A 19608-nucleotide genomic window follows, 5' to 3' on the forward strand; every position below is an offset into this window, starting at 1 on the left:
TTTACCGTCGGAGAGCGTGGGCGGGACGCCTGCGTCAGGGAAGCTGTTCCAGCGTCTGCCCCAGAGCAGGCAGGACATGCCCCCGCCAACCCCCACCCATGATCTTCCGCGCCATCAGCTGAGCCGGGTCGTCCGGATCGAATCCCTCGTGCACAAGGAACAGACGCGTTCCGCGCCCTTCCTGTTCCAGGGTCCAGGTGATCGTCCAGTCGGCGGGATTGGCGGGATCGGCATCCGCCCAGCGGACGGACAGCGTCCGCTCGGTGTCGTACGCCAGCACCTCCACCTCGACGACCCCGGAGAAGCCCGCGTTGGGACGCGGGACGGAGGTCATCCGGTACCGATGCCCGACCTCCAGCCGGAAGCCCTCGGCCCCGGGCATCTGCCACCGGGCGAGCAGCTCGGGGTCGGTCAGTGCGCGCCAGACCTTGGCGGGCGGGTGCGGGAAGAACTGATCGACGCGGACGGTGGTCAGGTCGTCGGCGTCGTCACTGTGGGGTTCGGTACTCATGGCTGGTCATCGTCGGGCATGCGGTCGAGCAGATCGCCGAGCCCTCGCAACTGCTCGCGCCAGAACCGCTCGTACGGATGGAGCCAGTCCTGCACCTCGGCGAGCGGGGCGGCCTGGAGGCGGTAGATGCGCTGCCGCCCGGAGCGGCGCTCGGAGACGAGACCGGCCTCCCGGAGCACCTTGAGGTGTTCCGAGAGGCTCGGGCGGCGCATGTCGAAGTGGTCGGCGAGGGCCTGGACCGGCTGGGGCCCGCGCTCGCGCAACAGCCGCAGCACCTCGCGGCGGGTGGCGTTGGCGAGCGCGGCGAAGACGCGGTCCTCTGCGGCCGTACCGGTCCCGTTCATCGCGTGCTCAGAAGCCTTCCTTCTCCGTCAGCAGCATCAGACCGTTGCCGTCGGGGTCCGTGAAGGAGGCCATGCGGCCCCAGGGCAGTTCGTCCGGGCCCTGCACAGGGATCCCGGCCGCGGTGAGCCGGGCACAGTCCGCGTCGACGTCGGTCGTGACCAACATGATCCCCCGCGCGGAGCCGGGCTCGAAATCGCCCATCCCCGGGCCGGCGAGCGTGAAGACGGTCTGGGCCCCTTCGGGTGCGACCTGGAGCCAGCGTCCCGGCGGCATCTGGAGATCGGCGGTGACCTCGAAGCCGAGGGCGTCACGGTAGAAGCGCAGGGCCCGGTCCAGGTCAGCGACGGGGAGCGTGACAAAGGAAGCGTGCCTGATGTTCATGAACACGAAGTTAGGTAGGTATTTCCCTACCAGTCAAGCGTAGAGAAATACCTACCTATAGCGGGTGACCAGTGTCACCGCGGCTGTCGTCTCCGGCCGCCGACTGGCTCGCCGCACAGCGCGGGCTACCGGTGTCGTATGTGAGTGCGCGGATCGAATGTGTGACCTTTCCGCAGGTCTGTCGTTGATCGGATGACAGCATCACGGGTGCGGGAAGGGGGGCCGGTGAGCCGGAGAGTGCCGCTCGGCGGAGGCGTGACCGCCCGTACCGCCTGTGCCCGTGGTCTGCTGCGGACGGGTGTGGTGGAGAAGACGGGCGAGGTGCTGCCGGCCGCCGTGCTCGCGGAGCGGGTCGGGTGGGCGGCCGATCTGGTGTGCGGCATGGTCGCCGGGCTGCTGGCCGCGCGCTGGAACACGGCCGATGTGGAGGCGCTGGCCGCTGGCGTGGATGCTTCGGGTCGGGCGCTGCCGTCGAACGCGTGGATGGCGCTGCGGCGTCTGGGCTGGACCGTCGCCCCGCCCGAGGGCGTTCGGGTCAATGACCGGATCGTACGCATGGCCCAGGAGCAGGCTGGGCGTGCACTGCGGTCGGTGAAGTGGCGGGCCGACCTCGTTGCCGGGATCCTGGCCGCGTGGCCCGCTGATCCGAAGAAGCGCACCGCCCAGGAGTGGGAGCAGGTGCGCGGGGCGATACCGGACGGTGAGTTCCTGCCGGCCAGCATCATCCGGTCCCGGACCCGGCAGGTCGCCACGTTCGAGCAAGGGCACGGCCGTCTCCCTGCCGATGTGTTCGAGCTGGAATCCACTGCGCGTGTGACCCGGATGATGCTGCTGTCTGCGTGTGACGGGCAGCAGGCCACCATCGAACGCTCCGAGGCCGAACCACGGCGGGTGCTGCTGCGCTTGCAGCTGCCCACCCGCCCCGACCCCCAGGCATACCGGGACTGGTCGTGGGTCGCCTGCCCGATCACGCTACCGCCGACCGTTCCGGCGAACGCGGTCATCCACCTGCCGACTCTGCGGATCGTCGGCGGGAAGGTGCGGGCTGATCTCTCCTACACCCATGCCGTTCCCACGACCCAGCGCACCGGGCGCACCGTGGCGTTGGGCGTGGACTGGGGTCTGAACACCCTGCTGTCCGCCGGGGCCGTACAACTCCACGAGGCAGGGCGGACAACCGCCCTCGGCGCGGGCGCGCAGTTCCGCGCCGCTGGGGTGCTGGCCAAGCAGTACCGGCTGCGCCGCAACTTTGAGCACCTGCACGCAAAGACCGACCAGTACACCCGGCTCGCCGACCCCGGGCTGAAGACCAAGGCGGGAGTGCTGAGCGAGGAGATCCGCCGCATCTCCGAGCGCCGATCGAACCTCAACGACGCCTTGGCCTGGTCCGCTGCCCGCTGGGCCGTGGACCAGGCTGTCGCGGCCGGGGCGAGCGTGATCTACCTGGAAGACCTGCGGTCGATGGAAGCCGGGGGCATGGGCCGTACCCACAACACCCGCCTGTCCCAGACCGTGCGCGGGCAGATCGCCGACCGCATGCGGCACGTCGCTGCCGAAGCGGGCATCGCCGTGGTCACGGTGCCGCCGCGCAACACGTCCAAGCACTGCCCGCACTGCCTCACCCCGCTCCGCCACCGCAAGGCCCCTGACCGGCCCACCGCGTCCGGCTGGAAGTGGGCCATCTGTCCCACCCAGTCCTGCGGCTGGCAGGGCGACCGCGACCAGGGAGCCTGGCGACGTATCGCAGCACGCGGACTCGCCCACCAGGCCAGGACCGTGGTGGATCGCACCAGCGGTGCCATGCTGATCCGCGCCGTGGTGGACACGATGGAAGCCAAGGCCGTCATCACGGCCACCCCGAAGACCAGCCGGACGGACCGGTCCAAGACCGGCCCCACCCGGCCACGAACCAACCGCCCCGCGCCCAGGCGACGCGGGGTTCCCTCCCCAGTCAGGCCCCACGGTCCGGCTGGCCAGCGTCCGGAGGGACACGCAGCAACGGACCGGATGCGGCTGCCCCGCGCAGCCCACCGGCACCAGGGCGTGACCACGATCAGCACACCCCCCATCGGCCACCGGCCACGCGGAGCAGCACTGGGCGCGGGATTCCACCTCCACGCTCATGCCGCCCCGCCCAGATGGGCAGAACCCACGCCGGACCCTACGGTCCACATGGGATCACTTAGCTGATCAGAGACGCTCACAACGGATTCCTGCCTGGAGGCGAAATTCCTCTTGGCGACGGCTGGTAGTTTGCTGCGGGCCGGTCCGTACGGGGCGGTCGGCCGCTACCGCCTGAGCTTGGGAGCTTTCCGGTGACTTCTGCGACTGCAAGCGTTGCGACTGCAAGGGTGCGGACCGCCGCCGTGGCCGTCGGCGTGGTGGGCGCGCTCGCCGCGCTGACCGCGTGCAGCGGGAGCGGCAGCGACAAGACCGCCGCCAAGACCACGCCCAGCGCGACCAGGCCTGCCACCTCGGCCTCGGGCTCCGCAACGCCGTCCGGCGCATCCGGCAAGCTCCAGGGCAGCTGGCTCACCACGAGCGGCGGCAAGATCGTGGCCCTGGTGATCAGCGGCAAGAAGGCCGGGCTCTTCGTCACCGGCGAGAAGGTGTGGTGCCAGGGCGTCGCGCGCGAGGAGACGGGGATGCAGATGATCCACCTGACCTGCCCCGGCGGCAACAAGGAGCGGGTCACCGGCATGGTCGACTCGGTCGACGCCAAGTCCCTGAAGGTGACCTGGTCGGGCAAGACCGGGCAGGAGACGTACAGCAAGGCGGACGGCGGCACGCTGCCGTCGCCGCGGCCGACTCACCTCAAGAAGAAGTGACGTCCGTCACGGCGGTGAAGCCGGCGCGGTGAGCCGGCCGGGGTGGCGCCCCGGCCGGTCCCTTGACGTCCGCGTCAGCCGTGGCGTCGCCCTTGGCCGCCCGGCCCACCTGAAGCGGTGATTCCGGAGGGGTGGGCGAACGGGGCCGCGACGCAGGCGCCATGATGCAGGAACACCGTCACGACCTCGATGGGACCTGCTCATGCGCGCCATTCCGCTCACCGTCACCGCCCTCGCCGCCGCCCTGCTGCTGACCGCTTGCAACGGCGGCGGGAGCGGGAGCAAGAAGAGCGGCGGCGGCAACAGCGGTTCGGCCTGCGAGATCGGCAAGGTCTCCGTGCAGACCGGGTCGGCGAGCGTGGCTCCGGGCGCCGGTGACACGGGCGAGATTCCTGTGAGCCTCACCAACCAGAGCGCCCCCTGCACCCTGGACGACTTCGCCGGCGTGGTGCTCGGCGCCGGCGGCACCGAGGCCAAGGTGCCCGTCCTCAAGGGCGCCCAGGCCCAGAAGCTGAAGCTCAACAAGGGCGACTCGGCGAGCTTCACCATCGCCTATGTGCGCGGCAAGGCGGGCGACAAGACCAGCCTCGACGCGAAGACCGTGAAGATCACCCTGCCCGGCACCACCGCCTCCCGCAGCTTCCCCTGGTCGTACGGACCCGTCGCACTCCAGGGCAGCGGCCCGAACGCCTCGGTGAGCGCCTTCCAGCAGGTCGGCGACTGACGCTCCGCTCACTCAAGCCGGGGGCGGGATCTGACTTGTGCCTGGTCCGCCGCTCGCGCGCCCTCCGTCCACCCGGCCGCGTCGCTCACCCCGCGCAGCCGGGTCGTGGTCGTCTCGGGGAACATGCGCTCCAGGCGGTGGGTGACGGCTGTCTCCCTGGTGGCCAGGACCGGCAGCAGATCCTGGCTGACCTGCGTCTCGGCGGCGGCCGCGAGCCGGTCACCGACCCGGTGGGCGTAGGCCGCGAGGAACGACTGCCGGAAGGTCTTGGTCCGCTTGCGGCCGCCCGCCCGCTGCGCCGCCTCGGCCTTGGTCATCGCGTGCGTGGCCTGCACCAGTAGCGAGGTGTAGAGCAGCTCGACCGCCTCCAGGTCCGCCTCGAAGCCGACGACCGTGGAGAAGCCCAGCGGTTCGTTCCACACCGCGCGGCAGTGGTTCGTGCCCGCCACGGCGTCCAGCAGGACCGCCTTGGCCTGCTCGTACGGCGGCTCGACCCCGATCCGGCAGGCCCCGGGCGTGTCCGGGGCGGGCGCCTCGGCGGCGAGCAGCGCCTCGTCGACACTGTGCCGGGCCATCAGCTCCTGCGCCTTGGCGCTGAGCGCCTCCGCCTCCTCCGGATACCCGGTCGCCTCGGCCTTGGCGAGCAGCGCGCGGATCCGGGCGAGCATCCGGGAGGTGCCTGGGCCGGCCGCACGGCGGGGCTCCTCCAGCGGCTCCAGGGCGGGCAGGCGCAGCAGCAGCCGGTACAGCTCCAGCGCGGTCGTGGCCCGCGCGAAGCGGTCGGCCTCGCGCGCGGGGCCTTCGGGCAGCTCCGCCAGCTGGGCGGCCCAGCGGCGCCCGCGCGGGCGGTCCCGCCCGGACTGCGCCCGGATCAGCTCGGCGGCCAGGCGTACGTGCCCGTCCTCCAGCTCGCGCCGCACCAGTCGTACGACATCGGCGGGCTGCCAGCCGCGCTGCCAGGCCGCCGCGACGAACTCCTCGCCGCGCCGCGCGAGTTCGGCCTCGGCGGCGGGGTCGGCGGCGAGCAGGGAGGCGCCCGTGTCGAGGCCGGTGTCGGTGTCGTCGTACAGCGCGGCCCGGAAGGCCCGCTCGACGGTGCTGGCAGTGCTGGTCACGCCATCGATCGTGCCATGCGCCCCCGACAGCGCGCCGAGCGCCGTCCACAGCCTGTGGACAGCTGTCCGGGAGCAGGCCGCCTCCACGCGCCGGCGGGACCACGGTAGTGGGCGGGATTGTCCGGGTTCGGGAGGAGGGCTACGGAGTGATCCCCTCAGCCGTGCGCCGCCCGGTGCCGCGTCAGGCGCCGGAGGCCAGCCGCAGGGCGCACTCCAGGGCCGTGTCGGCCGGGCAGGGGACGTCGGGGCGGACGCCCGTGCCCTCCCAGTTGGTGCCGGAGAGGGGGTTGATCGAGCGGCCGACCGGGATCGTGGCCTCCAGGTGCGGGTGCACGGTCCAGCCCTCGCGCGGGTGCGCGCCGCCTCGTGTGGTCTCCCCCACGATCGTCGCCCGGCCCAGCTGCTGGAGGTCGTAACTCAGCTCCTCGGCGGCGGAGAAGGTGTTCCCGCTGGTGAGCACGGAGACCGGCTTGGTGCCGCCGAAGCGGGCGCCCGGGACGTACGGCAGGCTCCAGAACTGGTCGTAGCGCTCCCCCACGCGCGCGTACTGGGTGTTCAGATGCGCGCGCTCGTCCAGCAGGTAGCTGCACACGAAGGCCACCGTCTCCGGATCGCCGCCGCGGTTCCCTCTCAGGTCCAGGATCAGGCGGTCCGCGCGCGAGACCAGGGTGAGCGCCGCCGAGAGCGGCTCGGCCGCCCAGGCGAGCGGGAAGAGGAAGGGGGCCAGTTCGAGCAGAGCCGTCCCGCCGGCCAGCAGTTCCACGCGCGGGACGCCGCCCAGAGAGGCGTCGAACCGGCGACGCATGGCGGCCAGAGCGGCCTCGCCCTGCTCCTGCGGGACCGGCTCGGGATGGTACTTCAGGCGCAGATGCAGATCGCCGTTCTCCGACTGGAGGTCCTCGGTCACCCTCGCGCCGAGCTCCTCGGCGGCGGCGGTGTCGTACACCCCTTCGGCCAGCCGACGGCGCAGCAGCGCGGCGAGCCGCTCACCGACCTCCGGGAAGACGTAGTGCTCGGTGACGAGACGGGCGGTCTCCTCGACCACCGCGGGAACGTCGGCGACAGAGGCGGGAGTTGGGACGGGAGTCTGCGTCGGTGTCGTCATGGCGGCAGTAGAGCAGCGGACTTGCGAAAGCGTCAAGATAATTAGACGCTTGGCCCATGACGGAACGGGACACACCCGGAGGCGAGACCGGCACCGACGGCGTGCTGGACATCTCCGCGCCCGAGCAGTTCGCCGCGCTCGCCCATCCCCTACGCCAGCGGCTGCTCTTCGCGCTGACCCACGAAGCCGCCACCATCAGCCAGTTGGCGGTGCGGCTCGGCGTGGCCAAGGGGAGCGTGGCGCACCATCTGAAGACGCTGCACACGGCAGGGCTCGTGCACATCGCCGAGACCCGTACGGTCCGCGGCGGCACCGAGCACCGCTACCGGCGCACGGGGCGGCGCCTGCGGATCGCCGAGCCGCGCCCGGCCGACCGCGCGGCACTGCTGAACGCCGTCGCCCAGGAGGTCGACCGCTCCCCCGGCGAGCACCTGCTGAGCCTGCGCCATCTGCGGCTGACCCCGGAGCGGGCGCGGCGGCTGCGCGAGACACTGGCGGAGCTGGTGGACGGCGCACAGGAGGACGGTCCGGAGCAGCCGGTGCACGGTGTGCTGGTGGTGATGTACGAACAGGAGCGGGCCTGAGCCGGCCGGCGTCTCAGAGCCTGGAATTCCCCCCTACGCGCGCGTGCCGGTGCCGAGCATGGCCGCATGGTGGACATGTCTCTCTACGCGGCGTTCCTGATCGCCGCTTTCGCACTCTGCGTCACCCCGGGACCCGACATGATGTTCATCGTGGCGGTGGGCGGCCGGGGCGGACCCCTGACCGGGCTGACGGCGGCCGTCGGGGTGGCCTGCGCGATGTTCGTGCACACGGTCGCCGCGGCGCTCGGGCTGTCGGCGCTGTTCCTGACCCTGCCGACGCTGTATCACGCGCTGCGCTGGGCCGGCGCGGCCTATCTGCTGTTCCTCGCGTTCAGGGCGTTCCGCGGAGACGGCGGCACCGGGGAGACGGAGGCGGCGCCGGAACACGGACGCCGACGGGCGTTCTGGCGAGGAGCCGTCACCAACCTCCTCAACCCGAAGGTGATCCTCTTCAACGTCTCCTTCCTGCCGCAGTTCGTGAACCCCGAACTGGGGCACGTGCGCGAGCAGTTCCTCGTCCTGGGGTGCACGATCACGCTGATGGGCGTCATGGTCGACGGGTCGGTCGGGCTGCTCTCGGGCAAGCTCGCCTCGCTGCTGCGGCGCAGTCGGCGGGTGGCCCGGGGACTGGACTGGTTCAGCGGGACGGTGTTCACGGGGCTCGCGGTGCGACTGGTGGCCACTCCGAAGTGATCAGTCCACAGGAAAACTCGACTGTCAACCATCGGTTGACAGTCCAGGGGGTGCAACCTACGGTTGACACATGGCGACCAACCCGAACATCACGGCATCCGTGCGCCTCGACGACCTCATCGAGGCCATCAAGAAGGTTCACCCCGAACCCCTCGACCAGCTCCAGGACGCGGTGATCGCCGCCGATCACCTCGGTGACGTGGCCGACCATCTGATCGGCCACTTCGTCGACCAGGCCCGCCGCTCCGGCGCGTCCTGGACCGAGATCGGCAAGAGCATGGGCGTGACCCGGCAGGCGGCGCAGAAGCGGTTCGTGCCGAAGGAGTCCAACGATCTCGACCCCAGCCAGGGCTTCAGCCGCTACACCCCGCGCGCGCGGCAGGTGGTCGTGTCCGCGCACAACGAGGCGGTGGCGGCCCGCAACCCCGAGGGCCGTCCCGAGCACCTGGTCCTCGGCCTTCTCGCCGAACCGGAGGGCCTGGCGGCCAGGGCGATCGTCGAGCAGGGCGTCCTGCTGGACTCCGTACGGCAGGCCGCGACGGCCGCGCTCCCGCCCGCCGCGGAGGACGTACCCGACCTGATCCCCTACGGCCCCGAGGCCAAGAAAGCCCTGGAACTCACCTTCCGCGAGGCCCTGCGCCTCGGCCACAACTACATCGGCACCGAGCACATCCTGCTCGCGCTCCTGGAGCAGGAGAACGGCGAGGGCGTCCTCAGCGGCCTCGGCATCACCAAGGCCGACACCGAGAAGTACGTCGCCAAGGTGCTGTCACTGCTGGTGGATCAGCAGAAGGCGGCGATCGGGGAGACGCCGGACGAGCCGGCCTCCTCGGACGACTGAGCCGCCGGATCCATCGGACGGCTCGGTCGGCGGCCCGTCCGACGACCGAGCCGGCAGGGCCCGCCCGACGACCGAGCCGGCGGGCCCGCCGCACCACGGAACCGGCGGGGCGCACCACCGAGTCAGCGGGCTCGTCGACCCACCGAGCCGGCGGGCCCATGGGACGGCTGAGGCCGGTTCGCGGGGCGCGGCCGGTGGCCGATCCGCGAGCCCGGGCACGCCCCTTCCGCGACTCGAACCGCAGGTCAGGGCGATTGTCAGACCCGGGTGCCAGACTCGCACTCATGACCGACCGGTGGGCGCTCGCTCCGGCCGAGGACGGTGGCGTGGACGTCGCCCCCCTCGGCCCGGACGGGCTGCCCGCCGGGCCGGTGCGGCGGGAGAGTGATCTCGCCGGGGCGGTGCGGAGCCGCCCGGAGGTGACGCGCTGGGTGTGGCGGTCCACCCCCGAGGTCTATCCGCGTCTGCTCGCCACGGGGGTGCGAGTGGACCGGTGCTACGACATCGAGGACGCCGAGACACTCCTGCTGGGCCATGAGGGCCGGCACGGCGAGCCGCGTTCGGCCGCCGCCGCCCTGGCCCGCCTCCGGGGCGGCCCCGTACCGCCCGACCCGCCGCTGCGCGCGGCCGAACCGGGCGCCCAGTCCCCGCTGTTCGAGCCCACGGCCGCCCGGCTGCCCCTGACCGACCTCCTCGCGGTCTACGCCGACCAGCTGCGGCGCCACGAGCGGGCGGCCCACCCCGACCGGATGCGGCTGCTGACGGCGGCCGAGTCGGCCGGGATGCTGGTGGCGGCCGAGATGAACCACGCGGGTCTGCCGTGGAGCGCCGAGGTCCACCGCGAGCTGCTGCACGGCCTGCTGGGCGAGCGGTACGCGGGCGGGGGCGAGCCGCGCCGGCTCGCCGAGCTGGCCGACGAGGTGTCCGCCGCCTTCGGCCGCCGAGTGCGTCCCGACCTGCCCGCTGATGTGATCAAGGCCTTCGCACAGGCCGGGATCAAGGTGCGCTCGACCCGCCGCTGGGAGATCCAGTCCGTCGACCACCCGGCCGTCGCACCCCTGCTGGAGTACAAGAGGCTGTACCGCATCTGGGTGGCGCACGGCTGGTCCTGGCTCCAGGACTGGGTGCGCGACGGCCGCTTCCGCCCCGAGTTCCTCGCCGGCGGCACGGTCACCGGGCGCTGGGTGACCAACGGCGGGGGCGGACTGCAGATCCCCAAGGTGATCCGCCGGGCCGTGGTCGCCGACCCCGGCTGGCGGCTGGTGGTGGCCGACGCCGACCAGATGGAGCCGCGCGTGCTCGCCGCCATCTCCCGCGACCCCGGCCTGATGGAGGTGGCCGGCCGCGAGAGCGACCTCTACCAGTCCGTCTCCGAGCGCGTCTTCTCCGGCGACCGCGACCAGGCCAAGCTCGCCGTGCTCGGCGCGGTCTACGGCCAGACCTCCGGCGACGGCCTGAAGAACCTCGCCGCGCTGCGCCGCCGCTTCCCGAAGGCCGTCGCCTACGTCGACGAGGCCGCCCGCGCGGGCGAGGAGGGCCGGCTCGTGCGCACCTGGCTGGGCCGGACCTGCCCGCCGGCCGCCAGGTCCGGGGAGGACGCGGCGGAGGAGGCGGGCATCCCCCTCGGGGAGGACGACGGCGAGGCGCCGACGGCGGACGGCCAGGGCTGGGTCCCCGGCTACGCCTCCGCCAACTCCCGTGCGCGGGGCCGCTTCACGCGGAACTTCGTCGTCCAGGGAAGCGCCGCAGACTGGGCCCTGCTGATGCTCGCCGCGCTCCGCAGAGCCTGCGCGGATCTCAAGGCCGAGCTGGTCTTCTTCCAGCACGACGAGGTGATCGTGCACTGCCCCGCCGAGGAGGCCGACACCGTCGTGCGGGCCATCAGCGCCTCGGCCGACCTCGCCGGACGGCTGACCTTCGGGGAGACACCGGTGCGGTTCCCGTTCACGACGGCGGTGGTGGAGTGCTATGCCGACGCCAAGTGAGCGCGGATCAGGGGCCGGTCGGATGATCGGCGAGGAGCGCGCGCAGTTCGCCCAGCACCGTCTGCTCGTCCGTGCCGTCCAGCGCCGCGAGCGCCGCGCGCCAGGTGTCGTACGCCTCCGCCCGCCGCCCCCGCTCGCGCAGCAGCAGCCCGTGCTGGTGCCGGGCGAGACCGCCGATGTACCGGTCGGCGCGGGCGTCGGCCCGCCGGAGCAGCTCGGCGCACTCCCCGCCCGCCCGCTCGGTCTCCCCGAGTTGCCGCAGCGCGCGGACCAGCCCGAGCCGGGTCTGCGACTCGCCGTGCCAGTCGCCGGCGCCGCCGAGGATGCGCAGGCTCTCCTCGAAGTGCTCGGCGGCCGCGGCCGGTTCGCCGAGGGTGAGGTGGGCGTAGCCGATGTTGCAGTGCGCCGAGTGCTGCACGATGACCGCGCCGATCGCGTCCCCGATGGCCAGCGAGCGCCGGTGCTGCTCGATGGCGGCGCGCGGATCGGTGTGCTCGTAGAGGTTGCCGAGGTGGCTGCGGGTGACGGCCTCGCCGTAGGGGTCGTTCAGCTGCCGCGAGTACGCGAGGCTCTGCCGCAGGGCCTCCCCGGACTCCGCGAACCGTCCGAGCCCCTCCAGCAGCAGCCCGCGGTTGTTCAGACAGCGCCGGATCCTGGAGGCCGTGCCGAGCCGCCGCCAGATCGCCAGGGCCTGGTCGGTGAGGGCGAGGGCGTCCTTCTGCCGGCCGGTCAGAAAGTGCAGCCCGGCGAGGTCGCCCAGCGCGTACGCCTCGGCCGCCGGGTCCCCGAGCCGCCGCGCCGCCCCGAGCCCGGCCCGCCCCAGCACCTCCATCTCGGCGACGCGGCCGCCGCGCTGGACGTAGGGGAAGAGCAGCCGCACCAGCACCGACAGATGGGCGGCCCGACGCGGGTCGACGGTGTCCGCGTTCCTTTCCACCAGGGCGACGACGTTCTCCAGCTCCACCTCACCCCAGGCGAAGGCCACCTCGGCGGACTCGAAGGACCCCAGTTCCGCCACGTCGGCCGCATGCTCGACCGGCTGCGCCGCGGTCGCCCGCCGCCGGTCCTCCAGATCGAGCCCGGGCTCCACCACCACCTCAAGCATCCGCTCGGCCACAGCGGCATACCAGCGCAGGGCGAGGAGATCGGGGTCACCGGCCACGTCGGCGGCAGCCACGGTGGCCCCGGTGCCGCCCCGGCCGACGGCACCCCGCTCCCCGTCCTCCCCCGGCCCCGAGTCCGCCCGGCCGTCCCGCATGCCGCCCCCGTCACCCCGCCCCAGGTCCGCCAGTTCGCGGGCGAAGTCGCGGACCAGGTCGTGGGGGGTGTAGCGGCCGTAGGCCGTCTCCTCCAGGAGGGCGACGTCGACCAGGCGGTCGAGGGCGGCCTCGGCGCGGCGTGCGTCGGTGCCGGTGAGCCGGGCGATCAGGGGGGCGCCGTAGGTCGGCAGATCGAGCGCGCCGATGCGGCGCAGGGCGAGGGCCGCGTCCCGGTCGGCCTCACGCTCCGCGGCGGCGAGCGCGTCGTGGGCGACGGCCAGGGAGCGCCGGACGCTCAGGTCGTCGTACTCCAGGTGACGCAAGCGGCCGCCGGTCTCGGCGAGTTGGCCCGCCAGTACCTCGGGGGTGAGGGCACGGCGTGCGGCGAGCCGGGCGGCGACCACACGCAGCGCCAGCGGGAGCCGGCCGGTCAGCTCGACCAGCGCGTGCCCGGCGTCCAGTCCCTCCCGGCCGCTCACCGCGCGCAGCAGCGCCGCGCTGTCCTCGCCGGTCAGCGGGGTCAGCGGGAAGCGCCGGGCACCGTCGAGGGCGGTCAGCGGCGAGCGGCTGGTGACGATCACGGCGCAGCCGGGTCCGGCCGGCAGCAGGGGCCGTACCTGGGCCGCGTTCGCCGCGTCGTCCAGCACCAGCAGGATGCGGGCCGGAGCGAACAGCGAGCGGAGCAACGCCGCCGCGGCATCCGGGTGTTCGGGGACATTCCGGGGCTCGACGCCCAGATCCCGCAGCAGGGCGGCGAGGGCCTGCGTGGCGGTGAGCGGGGTCATGCCGGGGGTGGCGCCGTGCAGGTTGACGTAGAGCTGACCGTCGGTGAAACGTTCCCTCAACTCATGGGCGACATACAGCGCGAGCGCGCTCTTGCCGACGCCCGCCATGCCGCTGATCACGGCGATGGCGGGGGCCGGAGCGGGCGGCTCGGTGAGCGCCTGCCGCAGCTCACGGCGCGCGTCGGCCCGCCCCGTGAAGTGCGCCGGCGGAGCGGGGAGCTGGGCCGGGCGCGGGGGCTTCCGCACGGCCGGCCCGCCCTCCTCCGGCCGCCCGTCCGCGCGCTCCTCCTCGCCGTCCGACACCGACCCGTCCTGGTCGTACGGCTGCTGACGGGGCGTTTCCCCGGCCTCCGGCTGCCGCTCCGCGCCGCTTTCCCGCAGCACCTCGACATGCGCCTCCCGGACCGCCGGACCCGGCTCGATGCCGAGCTCGTCGATCAGGCGGGCGCGCAGGTCGCGGTGGACGGCGAGCGCCTCGGCCTGGCGGCCGGTGCGGTGCAGGGCCAGCATGAGCTGACGGTGGTACGCCTCGCGCAGCGGATGCTCGGCGACGAGCGCCGCCAGTTCCGGCGCGAGCGCGGCCAACCGTGCGCCGCCGAGCGCGAGTTCGGCGTCGTAGCGCCACTCCAGCAGAAGCATCCGGGCCTCTTCCAGGCGCTGCACCAGGGCGTAACCGCCGAAGTCGGCCGGGAGCCCGCTCAGCGGGGTGCCGCGCCAGAGCGCGAGCCCGGCCGTGCACGCCCGTACGACATCCGGCCACTTCCGGCGGGCGTGTGCGGCCCGCGCCTCGGCGACCAGGGCGTCGAAGACGTGCACGTCCAGCTCTCCGTGATCGACGCGCAGCACATACCCCGGCGGTACGGCCCTGAGCCGCTCGGGGTCGTCAAGGAGCCGGCGCAGCCGGGTGACGTGGTTGTGCAGGCTGGCCTGCGCGGAGACGGGCGGTGCCCCGCCCCACAGGGCGTCCTTCAGCGACTCGACCGACACGACCCGGCCCGCCTCCAGCAGCAGCGCGGCGAGCAAGGCACGCACTTTGGGGCTGCCGAGGGCGCGGACACCGTCCTCGGGGGTGTCGTCAAAGCTGCCGGCCAAGGAGCCGGCTGTGGTCTCGATCGAGGGCACGTACGAGATCTCGTACGGCGGTCGGTCGTACAGGACCGGCGGCCCCAGCAGTCCGAACCGCAGCTCGTACCGCCGCATCACGCCGCTCCACTGCCTTCCTGCGCGGTCGGGTCCGACCGTGCTCCGCCGCGGGCGCTCGCCCGCCGTTCCCTGGCCGAAATCCGCCCTGTTCAGGGCGGTTTCCCGCCACCTTCTGCCCTGCGCCCCGGCCCCAGGACCGGCCTGTCCGACGACCGGTGTCCCGTACGCTCGGCAAGTTCCGGCCAACCGGTGCGCGACCTGCCGACGAACCGTTGGCCACATGTTAGCGGTCCGTTGGTGGGGCCTGATGTGATCATTTCCATCGGATCCGGCCCCACGGCGCGCGCGTGTATCGCGTAACTCGGGGGAGTGTCGCCGCAGGCTGGATCCGGGGACGCAGGGGCCCCGGTCGGCGGAGGTGAACGACCGGGGTCCCGTCCCGTCTTCTCGGCGGATCCCCGACGGACTCCCGCCGTCCCGCCGCTCGGATCCGCGTCAACCGCCCTTGCGTACCGCTCAGATCACGGGCGGGCGCCCGAGCCGGCTGAGCCGCCACACGGTGCGCCAGCGCATGGGCCGCCGCTCGCCGGCCGGCTCCCGCAGACCCTCCACGAACCCGGCGCACCATGCCTTCAGCCCCGCGGGAGAGCGGGTGCGGGCGAGGGTGAGCAGCGTCCACACGCCGAGGTGCACCGGGACGAGCGCCAACGGCAGCCGGCGGCGGACCAGCCAGACGCGGTTGCGGGCGTTGACGCGGTAGTAGATGGCGTGCCGGGCCGGCGAGGTCTTGGGGTGCTGGAGCAGCAGCTCGGGGGCGTAGCGGATCTTCCAGCCGGCGTCGGCCGCGCGCCAGGCGAGGTCGGTCTCCTCGTGCGCGAAGAAGAACTCGGCGGGCCAGTCCCCGGTCTCGGCCAGCATCGCCATGCTCAGGGCGTGCCCGCCCCCGAGGAATCCGGTGACGTACCCCCCGCGCAGCGGATCCGACTTGCCCACCCGGGGCACGTGCCGCTGCTGGGTCTCGCCGTGCTCGTCGGCGATACGGAACCCGACGATGCCCAGGCGGGGATCGGCGGCGTACAGATCGCGCACGCGGCGCAGCACATCGGCGTCGACGAGCAGCCCGTCGTCGTCCAGCTCCACGACGACGTCGACGTCCCCGAACTCGCGCAGCCGGGCCAGGGCCACGTTCCGGCCGCCGGGGCAGCCGAGGTTCTCCTCGACGTCGATCGTGGTGACCTCGCCGGGCAGGGAGAGCCGGCGGGCGAACTCGGGCAGCCGGCAGCCGTTGCCGACGATCACGATGCGGGCGGGGGCGAGATCCTGCTTGGCCACGGACTCCAGCAGGGCGTCGACCTCGGCGGGCCGGTTGCCCATGGTCACCACGGCGACGGCGATCCTCGGCTCCACCACGTCCCTCATCCCATCCGGCCGACGGCGTCGCCGCACCCCGACCGCGCGGCGCCCACCGTTCACCAAGATGTTGCCTCAGCTACGGCCGTTGCCCCGACTCGGATCCGCTTTACGGTCTTTTTGCGGCGCTTTGCCGGCAGCGGACCAACCGCTCGCCCTCGATCCGGCCCGGCCGGCCCGGTCGGCCTCCCCCACCGGACGTCCCGGCGTGCGGCCGTACACCGTCGGACGCCCCGGGAACAGCGTAAACTCGGACAGGAACACCGTAAACAGGCGCCACGCGAACCACTCCGCGATCACCGCGTACAGAAACCCGAAGCAAAGAAAAACACGACCGCCGCACACCGGATCGAATGGTTCCGTTTTGACCGGCCTGCGGTGAATGTACACCGTCCCGACCTGCGGGAACGCGATCCGCCCCCGGTACATGCGGATCACCCTTGACACTCGAGATACGAACATGAAATAAAGTTCGGGTCCCATGAAACTAAATGGTGGTCCCAGGGATCGAGGACGCACCAACTTTGACTGGTTCGGGGTGACGGGGGAATGTCACACAGAAGACCAGGGCGCAGCAGGCTGCTCACGCAGTCGGCCGGAAGACCCTGCTCGTAGGCGTCCTTGACGCTGATCGTTTCGCATCGCAGCACGTTGTCGCACCGCTGTCCCATCCTGCCCATTCTTCATTAACCCTCATTGACAACGGGCTGTTCACCAGTACCCGCCATGACTCGCACGCGCGCCCGGACGACTCGGCGCCATGCGGGACACAACCATGCGGGCGAAATCCTGACCGCCGCGTGTCGCCTTGTGCTGTCCCGCGCCGAAATGGCTCGTCAGGTCGCTCATCCGGTGACGGTCCATGCGATTACGTCGTATTTTTTGGAGGTTGTCGAATTGACGCTGCGAACGCTTGCGGAACTCTGGGAGCGAACAGCACGGGAGTTCTCGCGCCACATCGCGATCATCTCCGAGAGCGAATCCCTCTCGTATCAGGAGGTGAACGACCGGGCGAACCGGCTGGCCCGCGTACTCGTCGCGCGAGGCGCGGGGCCCGAGCGGCTGGTGGGGCTGGCCCTCCCCCGCTCCCCGCAGATGGTGATCGGCGTACTCGCCGCAGCCAAGGCGGGCGCCGCCTTCCTGCCCGTCGACACCACCTATCCGGCGGAGCGCGTGTCCTTCATCGTCGAGGACGCGGCGCCGGTGCTGCTGTGCACGACGCAGGCCGCGCAGGCGGGCCTGCCGCCGGAACTCCCGGTCCCGCGGCTGGTACTCGACGCCCCCGAGCACCTCTCGGCGCTGGAGTCGGTGCCGGACACGGACCTGGCCGACGACGAGCGAGCGGGCCCGCTGTCCCCGGCGCACCTCGCCTATGTCATCTACACGTCGGGCTCCACCGGCCGCCCCAAGGGCGTCGCCGTCACCCACACCGGACTCGCCGGACTGGCCGCCGCCAAGGTCTCGGGGATGCGGGTGACAGCGGACAGCCGCGTACTGCAGTTCGCCTCGCCGAGCTTCGACGCCTTCCTGACCGAGCTGCTGTCGGCCTTCACCAGCGGAGCGGCACTGGTCGTGCCGCGGGCCGGGACGCTGGCGGCGGACACCCTCGAAGCGGTCCTGCGCGAGCACCGGATCAGCCATGTCGTGCTGCCGCCCACCGCCGCCCTGACGATCCTTCCCGAGCGGGTCCCCGACCTGCGCACCCTGGTCGTCGCGGGCGAGGCGTGCCCGTCGGCCCTCGTCGAGCGCTGGGCACCCCATGTCCTGCTGCTCAACGCGTACGGGCCGACGGAGGGCACCGTCTGCGCCACGATGACCGAGCCGCTCGTCGCCGGCGACGAGGTGACGATCGGCCGTCCGCTGCCGGGGGTGTCGGTGCACATCCTGGACGACGGACTCCGCCCGGTGCCGCCCGGTGAGACGGGCGAACTCTTCATCGCCGGCCCCGGACTCGCCCGCGGCTACCTCGGCCGTCCCGAGACCACCGCGGAGCGTTTCGTGGCCAATCCGTTCGGCACGGCCGGCGAGCGCATGTTCCGCACCGGTGACCTGGCCTCGTGGCACGCCGACGGCCGGATCCGCTTCCACGGCCGGGCCGACGACCAGGTCAAGCTCCGCGGGTTCCGGATCGAACTCGGCGAGGTGGAGGCCGTACTCGGCCGGCACCCGAAGGTGGCGCAGGCGGTGGCCGCGCTGCACACCGACCAGGGGACGAGCCCGCAGCTGGTGGCCTACGTCGTACCGGCCGACGGCACCGCGCCCACGCCCGCCGAACTGCGCGAGCACATGCTGCGCTCCCTGCCCGACTTCATGGTCCCGGCCGTCTACGCGACGCTCGGCGCCCTGCCGCTCAGCCCCAACGGCAAGGTCGACCGCGCGGCCCTCCCGGCGCCGGGCCTCACCGTGCGGCCCGAGGCACGGCAGCCGAGCACACCGGCCGAGAAGGCGCTCTGCGAGATCTTCAGCGAGCTGTTCACGGACGCCGAGATCGGCGTCGAGAGCAGCTTCTTCGAACTCGGCGGCACCAGCATCCTCGCCATCGCCTTCATCCAGCGGGCCCAGGAGAGCGGCCTGGAGATATCCCCGCGCGACGTCATCGAGAACCCCACCATCGAAGCCCTCGCCGCGGTCGCGGCGGCCAAGGAGTGACGGATGACCAGCCGACCCATGGTCCGACCCGAGGACATCGACAGCATCGACCTCGCCTCACCGCGGCTGTACGCCGAGAACGAACTGGACGAGGTGTGGCGCCACCTGCGTACCCACCGGCCCGTCTACTGGCACCCGCCGCGGGCGGACCGCCCCGGATTCTGGGTGATCAGCCGCTACGCCGACGTCAACAAGGTCTACCAGGACAAGGCGCACTTCACGACCGAGAACGGCAACGCGCTGGCGACGCTGCTTACCGGCGGTGACTCCGCCTCCGGCACCATGCTGGCGGTCACCGACGGCGTCCGGCACCACCAGATCCGCAACGTGCTGAACAAGGGTTTCTCGAAGCGAACGCTGAACCTCATCGCGCACTCGCTGCAGCAGAGCGTGGACCGGCTGCTGCTGGCCGCCCTGGACAAGGGCGAGTGCGACGCCGCCCACGACATCTCGGCGAACGTCCCGCTCGGCGCCATCTGCGACCTGCTGGAGATCCCCGAGGCCGACCGCGCGTTCCTGCTGAGCCAGACCGCGCACGCCTGGAGCTCCGACTACGCCGACGCGCCGCCGGAAGACAACTGGGTCGCGAAGAACGAGATCCTGCTCTACTTCAGCAAGCTCTGCCGGGAGCGCAAGGGCAGCGCCAACGACGACATGGTCAGCCTGCTGGCCAACTGCCGGATCGACGACCAGCCGCTCAACTCCGTTGAACTCATGGCGAACTGCTACGGCCTGATGATCGGCGGCGACGAGACCGGACGGCACGCGATCACCGGCGCGATCCTCGCGCTGATCGAGCACCCGGACCAGTGGCGCGCGCTCAAGAACGGCGACGTCGACCTCGACACCGCGACCGAGGAGGTGCTGCGGTGGACGGTCCCGTCCCTGCACGGCGGCCGCACGGCCACCGGCGACGTCGTCGTGGGCGGTGAACAGATCAAGGCCGGCGACGTCGTGAGCGTGTGGATCTACTCCGCCAACCGCGACGAGACGGTCTTCGACCAGCCGGACCGGTTCGACCTCGCCCGCACCCCCAACAAGCACTTCACCTTCGCCTACGGCACGCACTACTGCCTGGGCCACCACCTCGGGCGCATGGAGGTCTACGCCGTACTCGACGGGCTGCGCCGGCTGGTCACCGACCTGGAGCAGATCGGCGAGGAGAAGTGGATCTACTCCAGCATCCTGCACGGCATGAGTTCGCTGCCGGTGCGCCTGACCGCCTGAGCGCCCCGCGCGCATCCCCCACC

The 19608-nt window shown here is 72.3% G+C and carries 17 protein-coding genes; 9 read left to right on the forward strand and 8 right to left on the reverse strand.

Features of this window, described 5'->3' with window-relative positions:
* Window positions 1-34 precede the first annotated feature (34 nt).
* From LE548_RS14505 to LE548_RS14515, 3 genes are read right to left on the reverse strand one after another with little or no spacing between them, the layout of a single operon-like run.
* Window positions 35-511: an SRPBCC domain-containing protein gene (locus tag LE548_RS14505; RefSeq protein ID WP_225097234.1), complete on the reverse strand. Its 477-nt coding sequence runs from the start codon at window positions 509-511 to the stop codon at window positions 35-37.
* Entirely contained in the window at window positions 508-855 is a 348-nt protein-coding gene (locus LE548_RS14510) for a helix-turn-helix transcriptional regulator (protein WP_225097235.1), read from the reverse strand. Before LE548_RS14510 ends, LE548_RS14505 begins: the two co-directional genes overlap by 4 nt.
* Window positions 856-862: 7 nt before the next feature.
* Complete coding sequence (locus tag LE548_RS14515; protein WP_225097236.1) at window positions 863-1237, reverse strand: VOC family protein; 375 nt, start codon at window positions 1235-1237, stop codon at window positions 863-865.
* Window positions 1238-1462: 225 nt separating this feature from the next.
* On the opposite strand from LE548_RS14515, the gene LE548_RS14520 reads away from it, so the two are divergent.
* The 3 genes from LE548_RS14520 (at window position 1463) to LE548_RS14530 (ending at window position 4789) form a co-directional block, all read left to right on the forward strand.
* Complete coding sequence (locus LE548_RS14520; protein WP_225097237.1) at window positions 1463-3427, forward strand: zinc ribbon domain-containing protein; 1965 nt, start codon at window positions 1463-1465, stop codon at window positions 3425-3427.
* 161 nt (window positions 3428-3588) lie between these two features.
* Window positions 3589-4065, forward strand: a complete 477-nt coding sequence (locus LE548_RS14525) for a hypothetical protein (protein WP_225097238.1) — start codon at window positions 3589-3591, stop codon at window positions 4063-4065.
* A gap of 202 nt (window positions 4066-4267) precedes the next feature.
* On the forward strand, window positions 4268-4789 hold the full coding sequence (locus LE548_RS14530; RefSeq protein ID WP_225097239.1) for a DUF4232 domain-containing protein: 522 nt from the start codon (window positions 4268-4270) through the stop codon (window positions 4787-4789).
* Between the two features lie 8 nt (window positions 4790-4797).
* On the opposite strand, the gene LE548_RS14535 is transcribed toward LE548_RS14530, so the two are convergent.
* Entirely contained in the window at window positions 4798-5904 is a 1107-nt protein-coding gene (locus tag LE548_RS14535; protein ID WP_225097240.1) for a DUF2786 domain-containing protein, read from the reverse strand.
* 181 nt (window positions 5905-6085) lie between these two features.
* Complete coding sequence (locus LE548_RS14540; RefSeq protein ID WP_225097241.1) at window positions 6086-7009, reverse strand: S41 family peptidase; 924 nt, start codon at window positions 7007-7009, stop codon at window positions 6086-6088.
* A gap of 56 nt (window positions 7010-7065) precedes the next feature.
* On the opposite strand from LE548_RS14540, the gene LE548_RS14545 reads away from it, so the two are divergent.
* The 4 genes from LE548_RS14545 to LE548_RS14560 all read left to right on the forward strand — a co-directional run bounded on the left by LE548_RS14545 (window position 7066) and on the right by LE548_RS14560 (window position 11112).
* Window positions 7066-7593 carry an ArsR family transcriptional regulator gene (locus tag LE548_RS14545; RefSeq protein WP_225097242.1) on the forward strand — a complete coding sequence of 176 codons (528 nt, stop codon included), beginning with the start codon at window positions 7066-7068 and terminating at the stop codon, window positions 7591-7593.
* A gap of 66 nt (window positions 7594-7659) precedes the next feature.
* Entirely contained in the window at window positions 7660-8286 is a 627-nt protein-coding gene (locus tag LE548_RS14550; RefSeq protein ID WP_225097243.1) for a LysE family translocator, read from the forward strand.
* Window positions 8287-8356: 70 nt separating this feature from the next.
* Entirely contained in the window at window positions 8357-9127 is a 771-nt protein-coding gene (locus LE548_RS14555; protein ID WP_225097244.1) for a Clp protease N-terminal domain-containing protein, read from the forward strand.
* A 284-nt stretch (window positions 9128-9411) separates the two neighbouring features.
* Window positions 9412-11112: a bifunctional 3'-5' exonuclease/DNA polymerase gene (locus tag LE548_RS14560; protein ID WP_225097245.1), complete on the forward strand. Its 1701-nt coding sequence runs from the start codon at window positions 9412-9414 to the stop codon at window positions 11110-11112.
* A gap of 7 nt (window positions 11113-11119) precedes the next feature.
* Here the strand turns inward: LE548_RS14560 and LE548_RS14565 are convergent, their stop codons facing one another.
* The 3 genes from LE548_RS14565 to LE548_RS14575 form a co-directional block, all read right to left on the reverse strand.
* Entirely contained in the window at window positions 11120-14356 is a 3237-nt protein-coding gene (locus LE548_RS14565) for an AfsR/SARP family transcriptional regulator (RefSeq protein WP_225097246.1), read from the reverse strand.
* 459 nt (window positions 14357-14815) lie between these two features.
* A complete protein-coding gene (locus LE548_RS14570) occupies window positions 14816-15709 on the reverse strand; it encodes a glycosyltransferase family 2 protein (protein ID WP_225097247.1) in 894 nt (297 codons plus the stop codon).
* 75 nt (window positions 15710-15784) lie between these two features.
* Complete coding sequence (locus tag LE548_RS14575) at window positions 15785-16192, reverse strand: hypothetical protein (RefSeq protein WP_225097248.1); 408 nt, start codon at window positions 16190-16192, stop codon at window positions 15785-15787.
* 414 nt (window positions 16193-16606) lie between these two features.
* Between LE548_RS14575 and LE548_RS14580 the strand changes: the two genes are divergently transcribed.
* Both LE548_RS14580 and LE548_RS14585 read left to right on the forward strand, forming a co-directional pair.
* Window positions 16607-18358 carry an amino acid adenylation domain-containing protein gene (locus LE548_RS14580; protein ID WP_225097249.1) on the forward strand — a complete coding sequence of 584 codons (1752 nt, stop codon included), beginning with the start codon at window positions 16607-16609 and terminating at the stop codon, window positions 18356-18358.
* Window positions 18359-18361: 3 nt separating this feature from the next.
* On the forward strand, window positions 18362-19585 hold the full coding sequence (locus LE548_RS14585; RefSeq protein ID WP_225097250.1) for a cytochrome P450: 1224 nt from the start codon (window positions 18362-18364) through the stop codon (window positions 19583-19585).
* Window positions 19586-19608: the final 23 nt, after the last annotated feature.

Source organism: Streptomyces sp. CoH27 (assembly GCF_020181035.1).
GTDB classification, from domain to species: Bacteria; Actinomycetota; Actinomycetes; order Streptomycetales; family Streptomycetaceae; genus Streptomyces; species Streptomyces camelliae.

Coding starts and splice junctions, on each gene's coding strand:
- LE548_RS14545 (WP_225097242.1), top strand. CDS start 7,066: ATGACGGAACGGGACACACCCGGAGGCGAGACCGGCACCGACGGCGTG.
- LE548_RS14515 (WP_225097236.1), bottom strand. CDS start 1,237: ATGAACATCAGGCACGCTTCCTTTGTCACGCTCCCCGTCGCTGACCTG.
- LE548_RS14505 (WP_225097234.1), bottom strand. CDS start 511: ATGAGTACCGAACCCCACAGTGACGACGCCGACGACCTGACCACCGTC.
- LE548_RS14575 (WP_225097248.1), bottom strand. CDS start 16,192: ATGGGACCCGAACTTTATTTCATGTTCGTATCTCGAGTGTCAAGGGTG.
- LE548_RS14555 (WP_225097244.1), top strand. CDS start 8,357: ATGGCGACCAACCCGAACATCACGGCATCCGTGCGCCTCGACGACCTC.
- LE548_RS14560 (WP_225097245.1), top strand. CDS start 9,412: ATGACCGACCGGTGGGCGCTCGCTCCGGCCGAGGACGGTGGCGTGGAC.
- LE548_RS14550 (WP_225097243.1), top strand. CDS start 7,660: ATGGTGGACATGTCTCTCTACGCGGCGTTCCTGATCGCCGCTTTCGCA.
- LE548_RS14565 (WP_225097246.1), bottom strand. CDS start 14,356: ATGCGGCGGTACGAGCTGCGGTTCGGACTGCTGGGGCCGCCGGTCCTG.
- LE548_RS14540 (WP_225097241.1), bottom strand. CDS start 7,009: ATGACGACACCGACGCAGACTCCCGTCCCAACTCCCGCCTCTGTCGCC.
- LE548_RS14510 (WP_225097235.1), bottom strand. CDS start 855: ATGAACGGGACCGGTACGGCCGCAGAGGACCGCGTCTTCGCCGCGCTC.
- LE548_RS14585 (WP_225097250.1), top strand. CDS start 18,362: ATGACCAGCCGACCCATGGTCCGACCCGAGGACATCGACAGCATCGAC.
- LE548_RS14530 (WP_225097239.1), top strand. CDS start 4,268: ATGCGCGCCATTCCGCTCACCGTCACCGCCCTCGCCGCCGCCCTGCTG.